The sequence below is a fragment of the Pseudomonas sp. Snoq117.2 genome (assembly GCF_900110545.1).
Lineage (GTDB): Bacteria > Pseudomonadota > Gammaproteobacteria > Pseudomonadales > Pseudomonadaceae > Chryseomonas > Chryseomonas benzopyrenica.
In genome coordinates this window covers 1-17,699 of the sequence record NZ_FOED01000011.1, presented here as the reverse complement: position 1 = coordinate 17,699, position 17,699 = coordinate 1, and the positions used below count along the sequence as shown (strand labels likewise).

Annotated in this window: 22 protein-coding genes; 20 read left to right on the top strand and 2 right to left on the bottom strand. The window is 52.3% G+C overall.

Annotation, left to right across the window (positions count from 1 at the left end; all coding sequences use genetic code 11):
* Positions 1-25: 25 nt before the first annotated feature.
* Positions 26-850 (bottom strand): HDOD domain-containing protein, encoded by an 825-nt coding sequence (locus BMZ43_RS20655; RefSeq protein ID WP_177344841.1) that lies wholly within the window; start codon positions 848-850, stop codon positions 26-28.
* Positions 851-1,070: 220 nt separating this feature from the next.
* Here BMZ43_RS20655 and BMZ43_RS20650 point away from each other — a divergent pair, with 220 nt between their 5' ends.
* The 20 genes from BMZ43_RS20650 (at position 1,071) to BMZ43_RS20575 (ending at position 16,191) form a co-directional block, all read left to right on the top strand.
* Complete coding sequence (locus BMZ43_RS20650) at positions 1,071-1,610, top strand: type 1 glutamine amidotransferase domain-containing protein (protein ID WP_017640748.1); 540 nt, start codon at positions 1,071-1,073, stop codon at positions 1,608-1,610.
* Between the two features lie 88 nt (positions 1,611-1,698).
* Complete coding sequence (locus tag BMZ43_RS20645; RefSeq protein ID WP_093256218.1) at positions 1,699-3,201, top strand: tyrosine-type recombinase/integrase; 1,503 nt, start codon at positions 1,699-1,701, stop codon at positions 3,199-3,201.
* Between the two features lie 845 nt (positions 3,202-4,046).
* Entirely contained in the window at positions 4,047-4,400 is a 354-nt protein-coding gene (locus tag BMZ43_RS20640; protein ID WP_093256215.1) for a hypothetical protein, read from the top strand.
* Positions 4,401-4,580: 180 nt separating this feature from the next.
* Positions 4,581-4,889 (top strand): hypothetical protein, encoded by a 309-nt coding sequence (locus tag BMZ43_RS20635; RefSeq protein ID WP_093256213.1) that lies wholly within the window; start codon positions 4,581-4,583, stop codon positions 4,887-4,889.
* A gap of 11 nt (positions 4,890-4,900) precedes the next feature.
* On the top strand, positions 4,901-5,410 hold the full coding sequence (locus BMZ43_RS20630; protein ID WP_093256211.1) for a hypothetical protein: 510 nt from the start codon (positions 4,901-4,903) through the stop codon (positions 5,408-5,410).
* 11 nt (positions 5,411-5,421) lie between these two features.
* Positions 5,422-5,763 (top strand): hypothetical protein, encoded by a 342-nt coding sequence (locus BMZ43_RS26210; protein WP_143075303.1) that lies wholly within the window; start codon positions 5,422-5,424, stop codon positions 5,761-5,763.
* Complete coding sequence (locus BMZ43_RS20625) at positions 5,760-5,954, top strand: hypothetical protein (RefSeq protein ID WP_093256209.1); 195 nt, start codon at positions 5,760-5,762, stop codon at positions 5,952-5,954. Before BMZ43_RS26210 ends, BMZ43_RS20625 begins: the two co-directional genes overlap by 4 nt.
* Positions 5,951-6,445: a hypothetical protein gene (locus BMZ43_RS20620; protein WP_093256207.1), complete on the top strand. Its 495-nt coding sequence runs from the start codon at positions 5,951-5,953 to the stop codon at positions 6,443-6,445. The genes BMZ43_RS20625 and BMZ43_RS20620 overlap by 4 nt, the downstream gene beginning before the upstream one ends.
* A complete protein-coding gene (locus tag BMZ43_RS26205) occupies positions 6,446-6,874 on the top strand; it encodes a hypothetical protein (protein ID WP_143075302.1) in 429 nt (142 codons plus the stop codon).
* Between the two features lie 345 nt (positions 6,875-7,219).
* Positions 7,220-7,720, top strand: coding sequence for a hypothetical protein (locus tag BMZ43_RS20615; RefSeq protein ID WP_143075301.1), 501 nt, complete (start codon positions 7,220-7,222; stop codon positions 7,718-7,720).
* Positions 7,717-7,893, top strand: a complete 177-nt coding sequence (locus tag BMZ43_RS26585; protein WP_177344839.1) for a hypothetical protein — start codon at positions 7,717-7,719, stop codon at positions 7,891-7,893. Before BMZ43_RS20615 ends, BMZ43_RS26585 begins: the two co-directional genes overlap by 4 nt.
* 32 nt (positions 7,894-7,925) lie before the next feature.
* A complete protein-coding gene (locus BMZ43_RS20610) occupies positions 7,926-8,360 on the top strand; it encodes a hypothetical protein (RefSeq protein ID WP_093256201.1) in 435 nt (144 codons plus the stop codon).
* A gap of 5 nt (positions 8,361-8,365) precedes the next feature.
* On the top strand, positions 8,366-10,582 hold the full coding sequence (locus BMZ43_RS20605; protein WP_093256197.1) for a tape measure protein: 2,217 nt from the start codon (positions 8,366-8,368) through the stop codon (positions 10,580-10,582).
* A 205-nt stretch (positions 10,583-10,787) separates the two neighbouring features.
* Positions 10,788-11,591 (top strand): phage baseplate protein, encoded by an 804-nt coding sequence (locus tag BMZ43_RS20600; protein WP_093256194.1) that lies wholly within the window; start codon positions 10,788-10,790, stop codon positions 11,589-11,591.
* 10 nt (positions 11,592-11,601) lie between these two features.
* A complete protein-coding gene (locus BMZ43_RS20595) occupies positions 11,602-11,988 on the top strand; it encodes a phage baseplate plug family protein (RefSeq protein ID WP_093256191.1) in 387 nt (128 codons plus the stop codon).
* Positions 11,988-12,920 carry a hypothetical protein gene (locus BMZ43_RS20590; RefSeq protein ID WP_093256188.1) on the top strand — a complete coding sequence of 311 codons (933 nt, stop codon included), beginning with the start codon at positions 11,988-11,990 and terminating at the stop codon, positions 12,918-12,920. Before BMZ43_RS20595 ends, BMZ43_RS20590 begins: the two co-directional genes overlap by 1 nt.
* 32 nt (positions 12,921-12,952) lie before the next feature.
* Positions 12,953-13,306 (top strand): hypothetical protein, encoded by a 354-nt coding sequence (locus BMZ43_RS20585; protein ID WP_093256185.1) that lies wholly within the window; start codon positions 12,953-12,955, stop codon positions 13,304-13,306.
* Positions 13,306-14,037, top strand: a complete 732-nt coding sequence (locus BMZ43_RS26200) for a Gp138 family membrane-puncturing spike protein (RefSeq protein ID WP_143075300.1) — start codon at positions 13,306-13,308, stop codon at positions 14,035-14,037. Before BMZ43_RS20585 ends, BMZ43_RS26200 begins: the two co-directional genes overlap by 1 nt.
* Entirely contained in the window at positions 14,034-14,483 is a 450-nt protein-coding gene (locus tag BMZ43_RS20580; RefSeq protein WP_093256183.1) for a hypothetical protein, read from the top strand. The genes BMZ43_RS26200 and BMZ43_RS20580 overlap by 4 nt, the downstream gene beginning before the upstream one ends.
* Before the next feature lie 997 nt (positions 14,484-15,480).
* Positions 15,481-16,191 (top strand): recombinase family protein, encoded by a 711-nt coding sequence (locus BMZ43_RS20575; RefSeq protein ID WP_093256180.1) that lies wholly within the window; start codon positions 15,481-15,483, stop codon positions 16,189-16,191.
* Positions 16,192-17,431: 1,240 nt separating this feature from the next.
* Here BMZ43_RS20575 and BMZ43_RS20570 read toward each other — a convergent pair.
* Positions 17,432-17,699 (bottom strand): group II intron maturase-specific domain-containing protein (locus BMZ43_RS20570; protein WP_305881736.1); only part of this gene is annotated, 268 nt, incomplete at its 5' end.

The window sequence follows — 17,699 nt, the reverse complement described above, 5'->3', positions numbered from 1 at the left end:
AGGATCCAGGAGGATTGCGGACGCCTTAGTAATTGATCCGACCACTGCCCATTTCAAGGATTGTCTCCTTGAGCGACTCGAAGTCGTACTCGGACAGGCCGACGTGATCCAGCACCCGCGGGGCGATGGCCTGCCACTCGTGATCCTCGTCCTGGCTGCCCAGGGCGCGATAGCAGCCACAGATGTGCTCGGCCATCTTCAGCAGGGCCAGCAGATTCTTGATCTGGATATCGGTGGTCGAATCCTCGTCGAAGACCGACTGGGCGTTGTGGTGATTGGCGATGGCCTGGCCGACGTGCTCCGGCAAGCGCCAGGAGCGGGAGATGAAATAGCCCACCACGGCGTGGTTGGTGTTGAATATCCGGTTCTCCACGTCCACCACCCGCACCTGCTCGTTGACGCTGGCATAGGCCTCTTCCAGCACCGCCATGTAGTTGGGGAAGCGCTTGAGCATCAGCGGGATGCCACAGTTGTGGAACAGGCCCAGGGCATAGGCCTCGTCCGGGGTCGGGTAGCCGGTCTTCTTGGCCAGGCTCAGGCAGGTCTCGGCCACGTCTTGGGCGGTGTCCCAGAAGCGGTTGAGGATGACGATGGTCTCGTCGGTGAGCTCGCCCTTGATCGACTGGGCGTTGATCAGGTTGATGACCGACTGGCTGCCCAGCAGATTGACCGCGCGCTGGATCGAGGTGATGCGATTGCTGAGGCCGAAATACGGCGAGTTCACCAGCTTGAGCAGGGCGCCCGACAGCCCCGGGTCCTGACCGATCAAGCGGGAGATGACCTTGAGATCGGGGCTGGGCATGAGTTGTTCGAGCTGCAGATCCACCATGATCTGCGGCTGCGGAGGAATGCTGATGCCTTGCAGAGCCTGACGGATCTGCTCCTCGGTCAGCTGAGGGGACGCTTGGGACATGGGGACTACTCTGCGATGGATGTCGCAAATTTACTCCGCGCCGTGCGCCGATGCCATCGTGCGCGACGAAGGAACTTCAGAGGGGTAAAGCGAGACGGATTTAGGAGCGCTGGCAAAAGGCTAGCCCGACCGAATTCCAATCGAGGTATCCGCAACCATGGCTACATCCCTGAACGGCAAGAAAATCGCCATCCTGGTCACCGACGGCTTCGAACAGGCCGAGCTCACCGGCCCCAAGCAGGCCCTGGAACAGGCCGGCGCCCAGACCCACATCATCTCCGCCGAGAGCGGTGAGGTGCGCGGCTGGGACGGCACCGAGCCGGCCGACAGCTTTCCGGTTGACCTCACCTTCGCCGCAGCCAATGCCGGTGACTACGACGCCGTGCTGCTGCCCGGTGGTGTGGTCAATGCCGACACCATCCGCATCGACGCGCAGGCCCAGCAGCTGACCAAACAGATCGCCGATGCCGGCAAGCCGGTGGCCGTCATCTGCCATGGCGCCTGGCTGCTGATCTCCGCGGGCCTGGTGCAGGGCAAGACCCTGACCAGTTGGCCCTCGCTGACCGACGACCTCAAGAACGCTGGCGCCACCTGGCAGGACCAGGAGGTCATCGTCGACGGTCAACTGGTGAGCAGCCGCAAGCCGGACGACATTCCGGCCTTCAATCGCGAGTTCATCAAGCTGCTGGCAGGCTAACCACTGCCCTGCAACCCCAGAAACCACTGGTAATGCGGCCTCCAGAGAGGCAGAGTAGTAAAACCAGTGGTAAAAACGAGTAGTAAAAATGGGGTTGCCAAGGAGTTGTATCCGCAAGGCGGGCGAGTCTACGATTTACGTTCGAATCGTGATTCCGAAGGACGTCCGCCATGCCTTCGATGGTCGAACAACGATCACCAAAACCACCGGCACCAGTGACGTCCGTCTTGCCGAGAAACGTAGTCACGCCATCCTTGCTGAGTGGCACCAGCAGATAGCCCAGGCCCGTCAGGCTGCGGCAGATAAGCGAGCAAACCTTCCAGGCGTTGCTGCTGAGATTGGTACTCTCGCCCACCAGATGGCAGAGCGCCAACTCCAGACGGCCATGGGTATGCGTGCTGGGAGCGGTAGGACGCTGGAGGCATCTCTGGCCCTTTTGCGTGAGCGGATCATGAAGGCGCCACCCATTGAGGCGCTGACCCTCCTCGGCATCCTTGAAAACCGTTTAGAAGATGCCAAAGCCCATCCTGGCGCCCTTCCCCTTGAGGTGAAGGTGAAACACGTCCAAGAGAACAAGGACTACGTCCAGCAGATGGCAATGGACACTCTGCAACGTGGTGCCGCATTGACGCCAGAGGAGGCCCAGGAGGCCCGTACTTACGTTCTCAACCCAAGGCAGTATGTCGCCCCTCACCCGATCACAAAGCAGCGTATAGCGGACTACAGGGCCTTCCGTGAGAGCCGTGGACTACCACCCAAGACCGTAGCCCTTGAGGTCCAGCAACTCGAAGGCATCGCCGCCTTCCTCAAGCAATCCGCTCTCCCCCTGACATGGAAGACCATGGCCCAATGGATAGAGGGCAGTACGCTCGCACCAAAGACAGTTGCCGGGTATCTCAAAGTCGGCTCCGCATGGTGGCGGTGGATGATTCGGTACAACGATCAGTTTGCCCAGGATCACGGTACAACGCCGAACCCATTCGAGAAGCACGACCTCCCCCGTCTCTCCGTAGCAGCTTCATCAGCCATCGAGCGCCAAGCATTCGCCCCTTCGGATGTCCTCCGCTTGATAGAAGTGGCCAAACCTAAGCCAAGTCTGCAAGCACTGGTGAGGATGGGCGCCTATACCGGTATGCGTATCGAGGAGCTGTGCGCTCTTACTGTGGATTCCGTCGTCACTGAAGATGGCGTTAGGGCGTTCCGCATCGCAGACGCCAAGACAAGGGCCGGGGTTCGTACCGTGCCCATCCATAGCGAACTGGAAGCGTTAGTCGATGAGTTGATCCGAACCACCACAGACGGCCATCTGCTCCAGTCGGCCAGAAAGAAAACGGGTGACAAGTACGGCAAGCGTTCACCTACGTTCTCAAAGGCATTCTCATTGCTCAAGCAGGAGCTGGGGTATGACGAACGCTTTGTGTTCCACAGCCTGCGAAAGACCTTCATCACCCAACTACAGCGGGCCGATACGTCCGGCGTCATCATCGCTGAGCTGGCAGGCCACTCCACCGGAACGATCACGTATGACGTCTACGCCAAAGGCCACAGCATGGACCAACTACAACGGGCGGTTGAGAGTGTGCGGTATTAGTTCCTAAAAGCCCCTACAAGCGCCTCAGAGGGCGTTAAAAGTGGCAAGTGACCCTACCCTACAGCCCGCCATTTTTGCCCCTCTGTAAGCCCCGTAAACACTGAGGTTGAAACACGGAATCCGGGGTTTTCCAGCCTCCATTCGGAAGGGTTTCTGCGGTCAATCTACAGCATGAAAAAAGATGATGAAAAGATGAAAATAACACAAGCAGGGTATTGACAAAATCGGATTCATCATGTAGAATGGTCAAGGAAAGGTTGGAAAAGCGTTGCTCATTCGCTGGACCCTTTTCTACAGGTCTCGTAGCCCTGTTGCCCCGATGAAGACTGTGTCCTTTCCTTCACAGTCTTTGTCAGTCAACACACTGCCCTCCTCAGTGGTGTTGACACCTCTTTAGAATTCAATCGATGCCTATTAGCTTCGTCGATTGTTTGCGGATGTGCTTCCACAAGCGAAGCGCTGGCCTTCCGCGTCAGAGATGTCCTAACAGACATAGACAGAACAGGCCCTCATTCAGACTCAGTGAAATGTGCCTTGTTCGGTCTTTGTCCACTGAGCTGCATCTGGTTAGGTTCACCAGCATGATGTCCCTGGAAGCCGCATTATGGAACGAACCCCTAATTATCTCGTGCAGGGCGCCACCCTGTTAGACAAAGGTCAAGTCTTAAAAGCTCTCCTACTACTCGCAACGAGTGGTATGTATGCCGGGCCAACTCCACCCGACTGACCACCCCCATTCTTGAACAGCGGATTGATCCCCGGTGTTCGGATGCAATGTCTACTTCCTCAGACAATAGATGACCTCATCTTCGGATGGGGTTTTTCTATGTCTTGAGGAAAGATTCATGCTCATTCTGAGCATACAGACATTGTGCTACACAAACCACATTAACGTATCTGAGGAAAAGATAATGCACCAAACAACACATTACTACCACACCGTAATCAGCATCGGCCCTGATAGCTATTTCGTTTCTGGTGGTGGGATTGAACATCCCAAGCTTCTATCGACAAATGAAGCCCAACAACTCCGAGCTGACGCAGACGGCCTCACTATTCGGGTAATTCTGGTCACTGAGCAAGAATACCGAAAGATTGAAACGCTAACCAATGCCGGGCTGCCGTTCCTACCTTACGGAGCAGTAAGACAAACAGACATTGAGCCTAAGATCATTCGTGAGGAGGACCTGCAATGGTAACTGCAATTTGTGTCTTCTATGCAATCGGCATGTTGAAGGAATTGAAATGCTTTTAAAAGCCAAAGCAGACAACAGAAATCGCGAAGACGCTGAGTTCGAACGTGAGCAGCGTCAATACCGGAAACAGACAAAGCAATTCAGACAGCAACGTCGGGACAGAGAATGGAAGCGGGGTGACTGATGTATGTCGCCCTCCTCTCAAGCTTAGACCTTTACGACGAAGACGCTGACCAACACTTCGAATCTCGATTGGTGATGCACTGTGAGCCCTCTGACGACATCCAGCAAGAGCGAATCAAGCTCCAGAGATGTCTTGAGACGGTTGATGAGGAAGTTAGAGAGATTTCCAACATGGCAATCATCGAAGTGAACCAAGCGTTCTACGAAGCTTATCACCGAATTACAAACACTATGGGCATCGAAGCCCACATCACTCTAGACCACGTAAGAATGATGGTCGCGATGTACAAACAACCAATTACCGCATAAGGAACCAAATCATGACAATCACCAAAGATCAACTCACCTTCAATCAGCAATCTGTTGATGCAGCTGTTGAGACCTATACAGCCTATTCCGTCCCAAAGACAGAGGATGTTCAATACACATCCTCAACTGAGGCGCTAATAAAGCTTCAGCAAATGGTCAAAGATGGCCGAGAGCTTTATACCGATGAAGTAGGCAACATCCCTATGCACCTTGTGCCCACCTTCAGCGTAATTGGAAGTGGTCGATTCGTTATGAAACGCCTGCAATCAGAGATTGACGCTCAAGTTGATGCTTACCGGAAAACCCTGATCGCAGCTGAGGAACAACGTGTGACTGCTGCTAAAGCTGCATACATAGAGCAAGAGACTCAAGCGCTGGTAGCTGCACAGCTGAAAGCAGAACAGGAAGTTCGCGAAGCTGAGGAGGCTCGCCGTTACGCTGAAGCCTTGGCAATTGTAATGGAACAGTTCGATGAGCCCGCTCCAGCTGCCAAGAAAACCACCAAATCCAAAACTGTTTGAGGACAAAGACAATGACTAACCAAGAAGCCTACACCGCTAAAGCCCAATCCATGATCTACGAAGGCAACATCAAACTCAGCGCTCAAGACCTACTATGGATTGACGGCGCTATCCGTGAAGCCCGCCGCTCACGGCCTGACATGTTCGATTACTACCGCGAAGTCTTCCTCAAGATTCATGCCATGAATGCAGAAATAGAAGAAGAACTGTGGTGCTGGCAAGTTAAGCAAGAATTGGAAGAACAGCGACATCAAGAAAGAGAAAAGCATCAAGCAGTAGAATTGCTACTTGCTCAAGCCCGCCTTGAGTATGCACAGAAACGTCTAGCCGAAGCACAGGAGAACGCAGCATGACAAATCCAAGCACAGGCGGCGTCACAACTGTAGTGCTGAAGCTGACAGCCCCTGAACTGCGTGCCCTGCAAGATTCTATTGGGTATGGCGTGCAATACAGCCCCGGCATTGCCGGGGAGCTGGAAACTTTCATTCAGCTTGAAGCAAAGATCGTTGATGCAATTGATTTTCCAGACGGAAGAGACGAATGAGTAACGCAACTAAAGTTCAAGACCAGACGCTCCACCTACTGAAGATGAAGCATGACCCAGCCTATGCGAAAGCCAACGCAGACAATGCCTGTTTGCAAAACATTGACATGACTACTCACCTTCTACGGATGGAGTTTGATAAGTCCTATCGTGAAGCAAACTCGGGTGCTACTACAACACAATCCCTTGCAGCCGATAACGCTAAAGCCAAACAGCAACTGTTTAACGAAATGATGTTCGCCGCACCTACTGACGAGGCGACAAGCTTGGAAGATGACATCGCCCAAGCCCAGGCCGTAGTCGCTCGCAGAGAGGCCGAGAAAGCCAAAGCAACAGGCATCAAGAAAGCCTTCCACAGCACAGACGGCGTCACTCACGAAGACAGTGCAGAGCTACAGAAAATGGCGGCTGTATTGGCGACTATGGAGATTGCCGGTAGCCCAGAGGAAAAGATTCGTCTGATGCGGGGTTATCTGGATGGTACGTTGTAAATGGCACTTTCTAACCAGACAAGGGAGGCGATCATTCCGCCTCCTTCCCCTCCGAGCATCAATGAGAAAGAAGAATTACGGCAAGTAGGGTTCTTGCTACGCACAAAAGGGCATTACCTAATCTTCCGTGCCTCTCGATCCTTGATGGTTAATGGTTGGTCACAGAATCAAGGCTCAGCAGAGTATGCGGAAGCCTTTAGCCACATGGTCCGAGCTACACATTTCAAGTTTCACAAGATTGCCTTTAACAGGATGAAGCCAGCCAGAACAGACATCTATGTGATGCACGTAGGCCACGTGGTCAGTCCTGTTCTTGAAAAGTGGTTCGAGCAACGCTCACAAGAATTCCTGTACAACGGCAATTGCCCAACAGAGGCTATGAACGTAGCCAAACAACTAATCAAAGAGATAGCAGAGAGCGTCAAATGAAACTATCTGAGCAACAAATTGTTGTTGTGTGCCGTACCCAAGACGAACCAATCGACGTCATCGAAGCTTGTAACGTGATGGGCATCGGATGGACAGACGGAGAGCCAGCACGTTACTTCGCCCCAATCCACACTAGCGAGCCTTACAGCGTCGTCCTGAGTCAAGGCAGCATCGGGTATTGCCGATTCAAGGATGTTCCGTCGCTGGTAGCTCAAGGCTACACACAGACAACGCCAGACAAATTTATAACAGCTTGCAATGAGTTGATTGGTCGAGGCTACACAGCCCCAGAACCCACTACAGCATGGCACGCTTACGACGTTCGAAGAGATCGGGACGGAATCTATGACGATTGACGCCAAGGGATACCACACAGAATTCAGCGACATTCTGTACGCCATCCGAGATTGGCAATTCGATTGGCTCCCTAACCTGCCATCCCAGCTGAAACGCCAGACAGTAGCCCTCCTCAAGCAACATCCCTTCCGCACTGAAATCTCCAAGTCAATCGTCTTCCTTGCTGGAGCATTGGAAGGCACCTTCCCCTCTCCCGCCTTTTACATCTGCCGCGACAACCAAGACATCCTGATTGAGAACGTCCTGTTTTCGGCTGACCGTTACAGAGGCACGAACTACGTTGTTCGCCGTCGTGATGGTTTTGTGGTGGTAGCAATCGCACACGGGGCTATCCCTGACGATGTAAACCAAGTGCCCCGCCTACCACATACGTTCCTAGCGGAAGCTGTGGAGAACAGCGGACTGACGATCCTGAGTAAACACACAGACATCATTGATGCCTTCAAAGCAATCATTTCCCTATTCGCTCCAGAGGAGACGACGCAATGACATTCGCTGAAAAGCTACGTGAACTAATCAAACAGCCACAAGGAGACGAGAAGGTACAGCAGTACATCCGCCACCTAATGGCCGATCCCGATACAAAGGAAGTGAGCGCTAATGTTCACAACGAACACCAGAGCGACACTATCCCTACCAAACAATCTTCTGAGACGCTTTGATTTAGCGTCTCTTGCATCAACGGAGACCCCAAATGAAAACCTCTCAGACTCGTAACTTCAACGGTCGAATTATCCCGTACGACACCTACGCCACAGAGATTCTACAGCGCCTTGAGAAGGTAGTGACCACCCCTGACGTAGGTTACGGCTACATCATCCAAGCAGAGAATGATGAAGCTACGGTAGCCAAGCTACTACGAAACTTCGAGCGTACAGGTTGTGAGGTTCACGCCCTGAAGGTCTCTGTACAGGCTGGCACTGTGTTCGTTGTAACCATTCCAGAAAGTCACCGCCGTCACCTTACATACCGCCTACATGAGTCTCTTGACGAATCCCTCATCACAGAATTCAGCGACCTTGACATGTTGTTCAAGCTCGCAGCCCCGTTGACGTCAGTCCGTCGTCTCACAAAAGACTCCCGCACCAAGAGCCGTCTCATTTTGTCGGCTGCAAAGAATAAGGATTAACACAGATGAGTGATAAACAAGTAGCCAACTTGATTGGTGGTGTAGAGTTTAAGGTAGACCTGACACAGCTTGAACGGCTGTTCGCTGAGCTTCAGAAAACAGAACGAAAACTGAGAGCGTTTGGTAAGTTCGCTGAGAAGCCTCTCAAGATTGCTGTACAGCTCGACACCAAAGCATTTGACAAACAAATGCGTGAGCTTGAGGCCAAGGTTCGTAAGCAGATGGGTATTGTCGCCCCCGAAGTCAGAGCGAAGACATCCCATCGACATGACATGCAGACCCAGCGTCTGGAGCGTGCAAGTCAGCAGGCTCGCCAAGCAACCTTCGCGGCTGAGCTACAGCAGCAGAAGCTGGCATTCGCCGGTAGACGCGATGAGGTGATGCTCACCACAGCTGGCCTCAAGGCTCAACAGGAGTCGGCTGTTCTGGCAGCTAAGCAGGCAGCAGCTCAGGCAGCAGCCAACAAGGAGCGTATTACCGCTGTCGCCCTGGAAGAGCGTATTGCTCAGGCTAAGGCCAAACAGCTTCGAGCTGACGCGCTGTTGGCAGCGGCACGTGATCGAGCAGCAGTATCACAGCAGCGCTATCTCCAATCGCTCACACAGACACAGCGTCAACAGCTCGCCCTGGATCAAACGCGGGAACGTGGTGATCGCCAACGTCAACAAGCCATGGAGCGCCGTCAACTTCAGCTTAGCCGGGAGTCTCGCGCTCAGGATGGAGCAGAGCAGCGCCGTGGCCGCTATCGGATGGCAGAGGAAAAGCACGCTGTCTGGAAGCAACGCCAACAGGAGCGGGATGCTCGCAAGGCGAGAGGATCGTATGAGCCTGACGTATTCGACCTAACAGCCGGGGGCTTTGGTGCTCGTGCTGGAGCTGCTGGATTGGCTGTGTACGGTATTGCCAGTGCCCTAACCGGCATCAACGACAAGCTTAACCAGACAGTCGCCAACATCGCCGCATTTGACCGTACCAAGATCGTCGCCGGGAACGCGGTAGAAGGTAGCGAAACCCGCCAAGAGAACTACAGAAAGTGGCTGGCAGACACAGCGAATGAGCTGGGAGCCAATCTCGAATCGACGATTGAACCGGCCTCCTCTCTGGTACGTGTCCAACGTGAAAACGGGATGGGTACACGCCAGGCCCTGGACAACACTCGTAGCATCATGGAAGTGCAGTCGATCTTCCACAGCACCACTGAGCAGGCCCGGAACATCTCCACGCAGTTGAGTCAGGTGTGGGGTAAAGGACGCCTCCAGGGCGACGACCTTGATGCCTTGGTCGAAGGTGGTGGTATCAGCTCCCTCCGTGCCTACCTGCAAAAGGCTTGGGCTGCGTCCACGAACTACAAGGGTGACAACGTCGGGGAAGCCTACGCAGCCGCACAGAAGGCAGGCCAAATCAAACCAGAAATGGTTATGAGTGCCTTCCGCCTGATTGTCGCCCAGAACCAACAGGCGCTTAAAGCGTATCAAGATAGTCCGATGGCTGCTGATAATCGCTATCAGAACGCCAAGTATGTTCAGCAGATGGAAGTTAACACCGATCCTGAGTTGCTGAAGGCTACTAAAGACCTTCGAGATGCACAGACAGAGCTGTATCGCTCAATGCTACCAGTACAAAGAGCATTCGCTTCGTTCAATGCTGGAGCAATCTCTGGGCTCGCTCACTGGATCAACGCTCTAACAGGTAATGGAAAACCTGAAGACGCAGGCAAAACCTCTGTCACCGGGTCTGGTGCAATTGGATCAGGTACGGCTCCTACAGCGGATGATTACGTCAAGCTTGTTAGTGGTGATCCTGAGAAGTTCAAGCAGCCTGGACAAGGTGTAGGACTGCTCACCAAGTTCAAAGATTGGATGTCATCCCTAAACAGCGGCACCATGCTGGACGACAATACAGCTGTCAAACAGACAGACAGCAGCCTTGTAAACACCACTCTGATGCCAAGTCTTCAGATTGATCGTGCTCAGCTGATGAAGTTTAAAGAGGGTGTTCTACGGAACAACCAAGTGAACCAGCAAGCGGGCCAGCAAGTGCAGAACGTTGTGACGAACAACACCAACACCGGCAATACTACTAACGTCGCCAACACTTCCAACAATACCTTCAACATCACCTCAAATGACACTGAAGGTGTTCGCAGAGAAATCACTCAAGCTCTCGACCAGCGAGACCGAGACATGATGACCCGTGCAACCTCAGGCGATGTTCCTAAGTAATCTACTCACAGTAGTTCATGCCAAGTAACCCCTAATCTACCCCCTGCCACTACTGGGCTGTAGAGGCCCATTTATGTACTGGTAAGGGGGTAGTACGGGGTATACAAAGAACACCTCTTACAGGGCCTCCTAAGGGCCTTACAGAACGAATTAATAGCAGAGGGAGGGTTTAATAGCCTGCCCCAGCAAAATACAAGGACACCACATGTCTATCGCTATCCTGTCTGGGACAACAGACCTAATCTTCCTTGATGCTACGATCCAGTGGGATCAGACCTATCAAGCCAACGTAACGTCACATGCTGTAGAAACTGGCGTCAACATCAGTGACCACGTAATCGAACAGAACGATAAATTCCGTGTTCGCGGTGTACTGACTGACGCAGATTTCAACCATGATCGCCCTCCTATTCGCACCGGCCTCACTGGCACGGAGTTGGATGATGAAATTCGCTACAAGCAATTCATCAACTACGACCCAGTACAGAAGTCGCCATTAATCAGCTTTGGGCCAACCCAACTTGCTAATCTTCTTCCGGCAAGTGCCACTCAGTTTCTTGGCAACAACACACCCACAGTTACCATGGAAGCGCAGCCCAAGACATTCCCCGCTGCAACAGCCATGCAAGCACTAAAGCGAATGCATAAGCAACGAGAGACGGTAAAGGTCATCGAGTATCGCGAGGACGGGTCTGGATCGTACAAAGTTTATGATGATCTGATTATCACATCCATCACAGACAACATTGATCCAGATAGCGGCGATGCTTTTTATCCTGACATGACCTTCGAGCGTGTTCGTTATGCAAACTCCAAGAAGGTTGTTATTCCTCACGAGCTGATGAAGGTGCCAACGAGTCAGAAAAAAGCCAAGGGCCACGTCAGCACGAAAGACAAGAAAGTTGATCGAGCAACAGATGAGAAAGACGATTTGAGTAATCTGAGCCCGAAAGACAAACAACTTCAGAAAGCAGCTGACACCACTGGCAGAGGTAAAAAAGAGCAATGAGGAATCATAAATGAGTATCGTATTTCAAGAAATCCCTCTCAAGACAGACGCCTACTATGAGCAGTTGGTTACTCTTCAGGGAACGCTGTATGTCCTGACATTTATCTATTCAAGCTATTATGGCAAGTGGCACATGAATCTCAAGACCAGCACAGGAACAGAGATTGCAATGGGCATCGGCCTTGTCCCATCCTATCCAATGCTTCTTGACTACGCCTTGGAACATCATGGAATCACAGGAGCTTTTTGGTTGTTGCCAATCACCCCAGAGTCTAACAGTGCAGATAATCGTCCAGGCTCATTGCAATACGCTCTGCCAGATACGACACAAGATGTAAGAGCGCTTGCCACGTATTACCAGCTGTTCTATGCCTACGACGATGAGGAGGATGGTTGATGGCTACAAGTGATCAAGACAATCTTCCCATCAAAGGCCGCATTTATAAACTGACTGTAGGCGACGTCAACACAGGGGAAGGTTTTGAAGTAGACGGGCTCAACATGAGCTTTGATGTTAGCCGCTCAGCAGACAACAAGCGTGGGGGTAACTCTGCCGCTATCGAAGTCTGGAATTTGAGTGCAGAGCATCGCAACCGCCTGAATGGCAGCTTCCTCACTGTGAAGCTTGAGGTGGGCTATGAGACCACTGGACTCAAGGTCCTCGTACAAGGGGAAGTCACCGAGAGCGGTACTCGTGACCAAGGGCCAGACAAGGTGACTCAGCTGGTGCTGGGAGAAGGCTACGTTGCCGTGAACCATGGCCGTATCAAAGCTACCACTGTAGGTCCAGGCCGGACTGTTGCTGACGCCTTCAGCGAGATTCTGAAGCAGATGCCAGGGATCGCCAGAGGGCCATGGATTGGAACCAACCTGAACAATCCATTGGTTCGCGGCCACACGCTACGTCCTGGCCCTGTACGGGATCAACTTAACGCGCTGGCCCAGACCTACGGGATCGAATACAGCATCGCCAATAACGTGCTTACCCTCACTGACAGAGGCAAGGCTACCAACAGCCAAGCAGAGGCCCCGCTGCTGACCCCAGATACGGGGTTGGTTGGAAGCCCCTTCCGGGTAGCTCTGGATTCTTCGAAATCCACGAAGGACAAGACACGCAAGTTTGGCATCCAAGCTCGGATTCTGTGTGATGCCTCCATCTACCCTGGACAGCTGGTGAAACTCGAAAGCGAGCAGTTCAACGGATTCTTCCGAGTGTACACAGCTCGATACTTTGGAGAGATGGACAGCAACAACTGGTATTGCGACTTGCTACTACGCGATCCACTGTCTGTAGACAACATCACCCCCAACAAGAAAACGGGGAGCTAACCCTCCCCCACATCACAAGGATCAGACCACCAATGGCCCTGACAGCATCTAAGTTGGGCCGATGGCTCAGCAACATCCTAATTCCATTCATTGCAATTCTGAGCCTCGTGTTCAGTTTGTACACCTGCTACACCGCCTCATCTGCGTTCGAACAGATTGACCGCAAAATCGACACGATGCAGAGCGAGCTTCAATCCCTCCGCAATAGCCCATCAAGTAGTCCCAGCAGCGTCACTGCTCGCCTTGTTCGGGTAGAAGGCGCTGTGGAAATGCTCACTTCTGACACCTACCAGAAGAATCAGTTTGAACGCCAGATAGTTCTATTCGAACAAGCCATCAAAGATCGCCAACGTATCCAACTCGCCCAAATGCACGGAGGGGAATAATGTTTGAAGCAACACAACTTATTGCACAACAAGCAATCGACCGATTCCAAAGTAATCTTTCCACATCCATGCCGGGCGTGGTTGTACGAATGGATTACGAGCGAATGAGAGCAGACGTTCAACCTGCCATCCCTCGCAAATTCGAGGATGGGTCAACAGAAGAATACTCTGTGATCTTGGATGTTCCTGTCGTAATGCCAGGAAGCCAAAACAGCCTAATCAGTATCCCGGTGCAAGTTGGCGACAACGTAACTCTGATGTTCTGTCAGAGCGACATTGATAGCTGGAGCATTTCAGCAACAGGGCAGTCCACTCCCGCCGAGACACTTCGAACATTCGACATGCAGGATGCTATTGCTATCCCCGGACTCTATACCTCTCCACGCAGCCTGAATAATCCAGCTGCTCGTAAGTGGCCACATGATCCCAAAGACCTTGTAGTCAGTATGAATACCGGCTCAGGCAGTGAGTGTGAGATTCGGATGACTCCAGGCGGCACTATCACGGTAAACACAGATTACACCGTGAACGTTAACGCTCAAGATGTGAACGTCACAGCGAAAGGAAATGCCAACGTCACAGCCCAAGCTGTCAATGTCAAAGCGGCCAACACTGTCATCACAGGTAATGTAAGCATCTCAGGCATCCTTACCCTTGCTGGAATCAACATGAACACCCACAAACACATTGGTGTTCAGCCTGGAAGCGGCACAACTGGAACCCCCGTATGAAGTTCACCGCCGACTATCGAGAACTTAAATCTTTGATCAAGCGTATGGAAGCGCTGGACGGTACAAGAGTGGAAGCGGGATTCTTCGCTGAGGATCGGTATGGAGCAGAGAACGATTTCCTACAGGTTGCTCAGGTGGCCTATTGGAATGACCGGGGAATCGGAGTACCCCGCCGTGAATTCATGGCCCCATCCTTCCTGAATGCGGAGAACTACAACTGGTACGCGAACTTCATCACTCAAGCTGTGCAAGCTGCTATCCATGGCAAGCCTGTACAACCCATCCTCAAACGCCTAGGTGAAGAGATGAAGGGTGTGATTCAGGTGAACATTGAAGACTATCCAGGCAGCAACAGCAGAGCTTGGGTTGCCATCAAGGGATTCGATGATCCGCTGCTCTATACAGGCAAGATGCTCAGCAGCGTGAAATACAAGATACGGAAATGACAAAGCCCCGCTTATGCGGGGCTTCTCTATGCCTGCAACATCTCCGATTTTCAATGTCTGTGTGAGTTAATCGTTATGTATTATAACAATAGGCTTTACAATGTAACATAGGCATTCCTCAGGATTGTTCGTGGGCATTCAACCCTGTGCCAGATGGTGAAGAAATGAAGCTGCTGACATGGCTGGAAGCCAGATGTAGCACGTCAGTGGCCCACTTATCCACAGGCTGGCCTGTGAGGGGGAATTCCTACCAGAAACACCGCTACCCCCGGAGAGAGCACTGTTCTACGCGATTCTGCTCGACTGACGCTATGCAGGTGGTGTTTTGTTAAGCTTGCTCACTCTGCGATCATTTTTTGCAAATGCAATCCAGATACACCAGCTCGAATGTATGTGAGCATGTGATTTCTGTTCTCAAATCGTCAGATGGCCCCTTGTAGCACGTCTGTAGCCTTCTCTGCTGTCGCAGGGAACAGGATTATGACAATGGGGGATGAGAGTGCCTGAGGCGATGCCTCAAGAGGGATTGTCTTAGGTTGCCCAGGGCCAACCACCAATAAGGTGGCCCAACACAAGAGCTTCGCTCTGAGGGAGAGCATTACCCTTCACAGGCATCGCCTGTAGATAGGACGTAGAGCATTCTCTTTAGCGACCAAGTGATTGTTGGTGGTCGCTGTATCCCTTAGATGGTATGTCTCAGAGGCATTGCCTCTGGCTATCACAGACGAGTCGTAGACGACTCCTTCAGCCTACTCAGAAGTATCAGCTTCCCTACCTCGCTTCGCTCGGTGGCTTTCAGCTCCAAGAGTAGCACATTCTATGCCATTTGTCTACCCCTCCAAGTGTAAAGATTGTGTAAAGCCTGCTTTAGCGTCTGTGTTCCTATTGACTCTGCGTAGCTGATGTGCATCCCGTCCATCCTATACCTGCTTAACATTTCGTAGACGAACGTCAGCAATGTGTTAAGATGGCTCATCAGTCACCAAGGGTCAGTCAGATGAAGCAAGTAGTCGCATACGCACGGATGTCTACCGATGAGCAGAGTCTTTCTGTAGGTGGTCAATTCGCTGCTATCGAAGCTGCCGCTTTGGCTCATGGCTGGGAGATTGTTGCTCGCTTCGTGGATGAGGGTGTCAGTGGGAGTATTGATCCCCTTGAGCGTCCTCAGTGCCGTTTGGCCCTGGCTATGGCTAAAGGGCTGGCCTGCCCTCTCGTGGTACATCACATTGACCGATTGGGCCGTGACCACGCTCACTTCGTCACGGTCCAGAAGCGATACCAAATCATCGAAGCGAGTGATGCCCATGGTAACAAGTTGATCCGTAGCATCAAATCTCTGTTGGCTGAAGAGGAGCTATCCAAGATTCGTCAGCGTACTCGTGATGGCCTAAAGGAACTCAAGGCCAAGGCGGAAGCCGGTGATGCTGAAGCCCTCGCTAAAGTCGCTGCAAGGGACGCTGGAAGGGCGAAGGCTTGGACTTTGGGTAATGGTGCTGCTGTAGCTGCAAAGCGCGTTAACGCCTCGCTACGGGCCGATAAGATGGCTCATCACATCAAGGCATGCCTCTATGATGGCTGCAAGAGCTATTCTGCAATCGCGACATGCTTGAATGCGAAGGGTGTCACCACAGAGCGCGGCTCTGCATTCAAGCCTATGACTGTATCAAGGATGATGGAGAAGCTATCTTTAACCTTCGAATCACGTTGACAGATAGAGATGTTTACAGTATCGTCCATCCCTTCTACGCGGTTTGGTAGGGTGCGTCAGGGTAGGGTTTGGCGTGGTTTGGTACGGGCTTAAGCTGAGATAGCATCCAGCATGAATACTGATGATTGAGGGGAGAGCAACGAGAGTTGCCCTCCCCTTTTTCATGCCTGTGAGAAAGTGTCTCACTGCGTTCGGAGTATCTGTTGCCCCTCGTGTGTGTGTCCACATGCGAGCGAAGCGAGGAACGTGAAGCATTGCTTCAGCTTCTGAGTAATTCGAGAGGGGTGAAGGTGTTACTAGAATTCCTACGACTTTCGCTTGCCTATGTTGGGGCTTGCTTGATACCTCGGATAGATGGCGGATTTGAAATTTAAGGCGCCTACAAGCTCGCCAGAGAGGCGCTTGCTAAACGCTGTAGGTAGATACGGGTTTCCAGATTACACAGCATCTGAGTGCCCTACAGGGGCGTTTGCTTGATGCTTCTGGACAGGCGACGGATACTAAAATCATACACACTGTCGGGTTCTAATAATCCTGACTGTTGAGCAGCCTGTATAGAGGGCTTGCTTGATAGCTCGCCAATGTCTACGGGTCCTGAAATCATACAGCGTCAGAGGTTTTAAATTCATACGCTGCTTGATGATGCAGATAGGTCGTCTGTTAAGAACCTCAGGACAGGCGAGGTTATTCTAAATTCATACAGACTCAGGGATTCTAATAATTGTCCCTTGTCAAGTGATGCAGATAGCACGCTGTTGAGTAGTATTGACAGAGGTTATTCTAAAAAGAGTCAGCGTCAGATACTTGGGAATTGATGGCTGCTTGATGATGCAGGTAAGTCGCTTGCTTAGCAGCTGGAGTATCGAAGTGTTTTCCAGAATCCTACAGCTCAGGTTATCGCTGGAATGCTGGTGCTAAGTGTTCTGGATAAAGCTCGGTGCTTGACAGTCAAGACAGAGCACTTGCTGAGTAGCACGGAAAACTGTCAGCTATTCGAGAAATCCTACAGCTCCAGACGAATCAGACGGGGCAGTGTTAAACAGCCTGTGTAGAAGTCCTGCGAACGCAGTGAGTGCCCGAATTTTGGCGGGGGCATTTGTTTGTCTTTGAAAAAGTGCTTCCCAAAATTTGGGGCGGGGCTGATAAAAAGTTGAAAACGTCTTCCATAGATCGAGTAGGAGGCGGGTTCACACCCGCCGTCCTCTCACACCACCGTGCGTACGGTTCCGTACACGGCGGTTCAGGTCATGCGGCTAAGCCGGTTGATCGTATCCAGTATCGAGACAAGCCCGAGTCGATCCCAGAGCTTCTTCGGCAGCGCCTGATTCATATGTGGCGCTCCAGAGTTCCACCATGGGCCGCGACCGTTGAAGGCCGATTTGCAGGCACGCTCTTCGCCCAGCCCCAAGCGCATCAGGTTGCGGGCCCTCGTAGAGGGCCGCTTCCATTGGCGCCAGATGACGCAGCGAAGTTTGTGTCTGACCCAGCCGTCCAGCTCCACAACAGGC

Bases quoted from the DNA above. Each gene is read 5' to 3' on its own strand.
- BMZ43_RS20650 (WP_017640748.1), top strand. From the start codon at position 1,071: ATGGCTACATCCCTGAACGGCAAGAAAATCGCCATCCTGGTCACCGAC.
- BMZ43_RS20630 (WP_093256211.1), top strand. From the start codon at position 4,901: ATGACAATCACCAAAGATCAACTCACCTTCAATCAGCAATCTGTTGAT.
- BMZ43_RS26200 (WP_143075300.1), top strand. From the start codon at position 13,306: ATGTTTGAAGCAACACAACTTATTGCACAACAAGCAATCGACCGATTC.
- BMZ43_RS26205 (WP_143075302.1), top strand. From the start codon at position 6,446: ATGGCACTTTCTAACCAGACAAGGGAGGCGATCATTCCGCCTCCTTCC.
- BMZ43_RS20590 (WP_093256188.1), top strand. From the start codon at position 11,988: ATGGCTACAAGTGATCAAGACAATCTTCCCATCAAAGGCCGCATTTAT.
- BMZ43_RS20625 (WP_093256209.1), top strand. From the start codon at position 5,760: ATGACAAATCCAAGCACAGGCGGCGTCACAACTGTAGTGCTGAAGCTG.
- BMZ43_RS20610 (WP_093256201.1), top strand. From the start codon at position 7,926: ATGAAAACCTCTCAGACTCGTAACTTCAACGGTCGAATTATCCCGTAC.
- BMZ43_RS20640 (WP_093256215.1), top strand. From the start codon at position 4,047: ATGCTCATTCTGAGCATACAGACATTGTGCTACACAAACCACATTAAC.
- BMZ43_RS20645 (WP_093256218.1), top strand. From the start codon at position 1,699: ATGGGGTTGCCAAGGAGTTGTATCCGCAAGGCGGGCGAGTCTACGATT.
- BMZ43_RS20620 (WP_093256207.1), top strand. From the start codon at position 5,951: ATGAGTAACGCAACTAAAGTTCAAGACCAGACGCTCCACCTACTGAAG.
- BMZ43_RS26210 (WP_143075303.1), top strand. From the start codon at position 5,422: ATGACTAACCAAGAAGCCTACACCGCTAAAGCCCAATCCATGATCTAC.
- BMZ43_RS20580 (WP_093256183.1), top strand. From the start codon at position 14,034: ATGAAGTTCACCGCCGACTATCGAGAACTTAAATCTTTGATCAAGCGT.
- BMZ43_RS20585 (WP_093256185.1), top strand. From the start codon at position 12,953: ATGGCCCTGACAGCATCTAAGTTGGGCCGATGGCTCAGCAACATCCTA.
- BMZ43_RS20600 (WP_093256194.1), top strand. From the start codon at position 10,788: ATGTCTATCGCTATCCTGTCTGGGACAACAGACCTAATCTTCCTTGAT.
- BMZ43_RS26585 (WP_177344839.1), top strand. From the start codon at position 7,717: ATGACATTCGCTGAAAAGCTACGTGAACTAATCAAACAGCCACAAGGA.
- BMZ43_RS20605 (WP_093256197.1), top strand. From the start codon at position 8,366: ATGAGTGATAAACAAGTAGCCAACTTGATTGGTGGTGTAGAGTTTAAG.
- BMZ43_RS20595 (WP_093256191.1), top strand. From the start codon at position 11,602: ATGAGTATCGTATTTCAAGAAATCCCTCTCAAGACAGACGCCTACTAT.
- BMZ43_RS20575 (WP_093256180.1), top strand. From the start codon at position 15,481: ATGAAGCAAGTAGTCGCATACGCACGGATGTCTACCGATGAGCAGAGT.
- BMZ43_RS20615 (WP_143075301.1), top strand. From the start codon at position 7,220: ATGACGATTGACGCCAAGGGATACCACACAGAATTCAGCGACATTCTG.
- BMZ43_RS20635 (WP_093256213.1), top strand. From the start codon at position 4,581: ATGTATGTCGCCCTCCTCTCAAGCTTAGACCTTTACGACGAAGACGCT.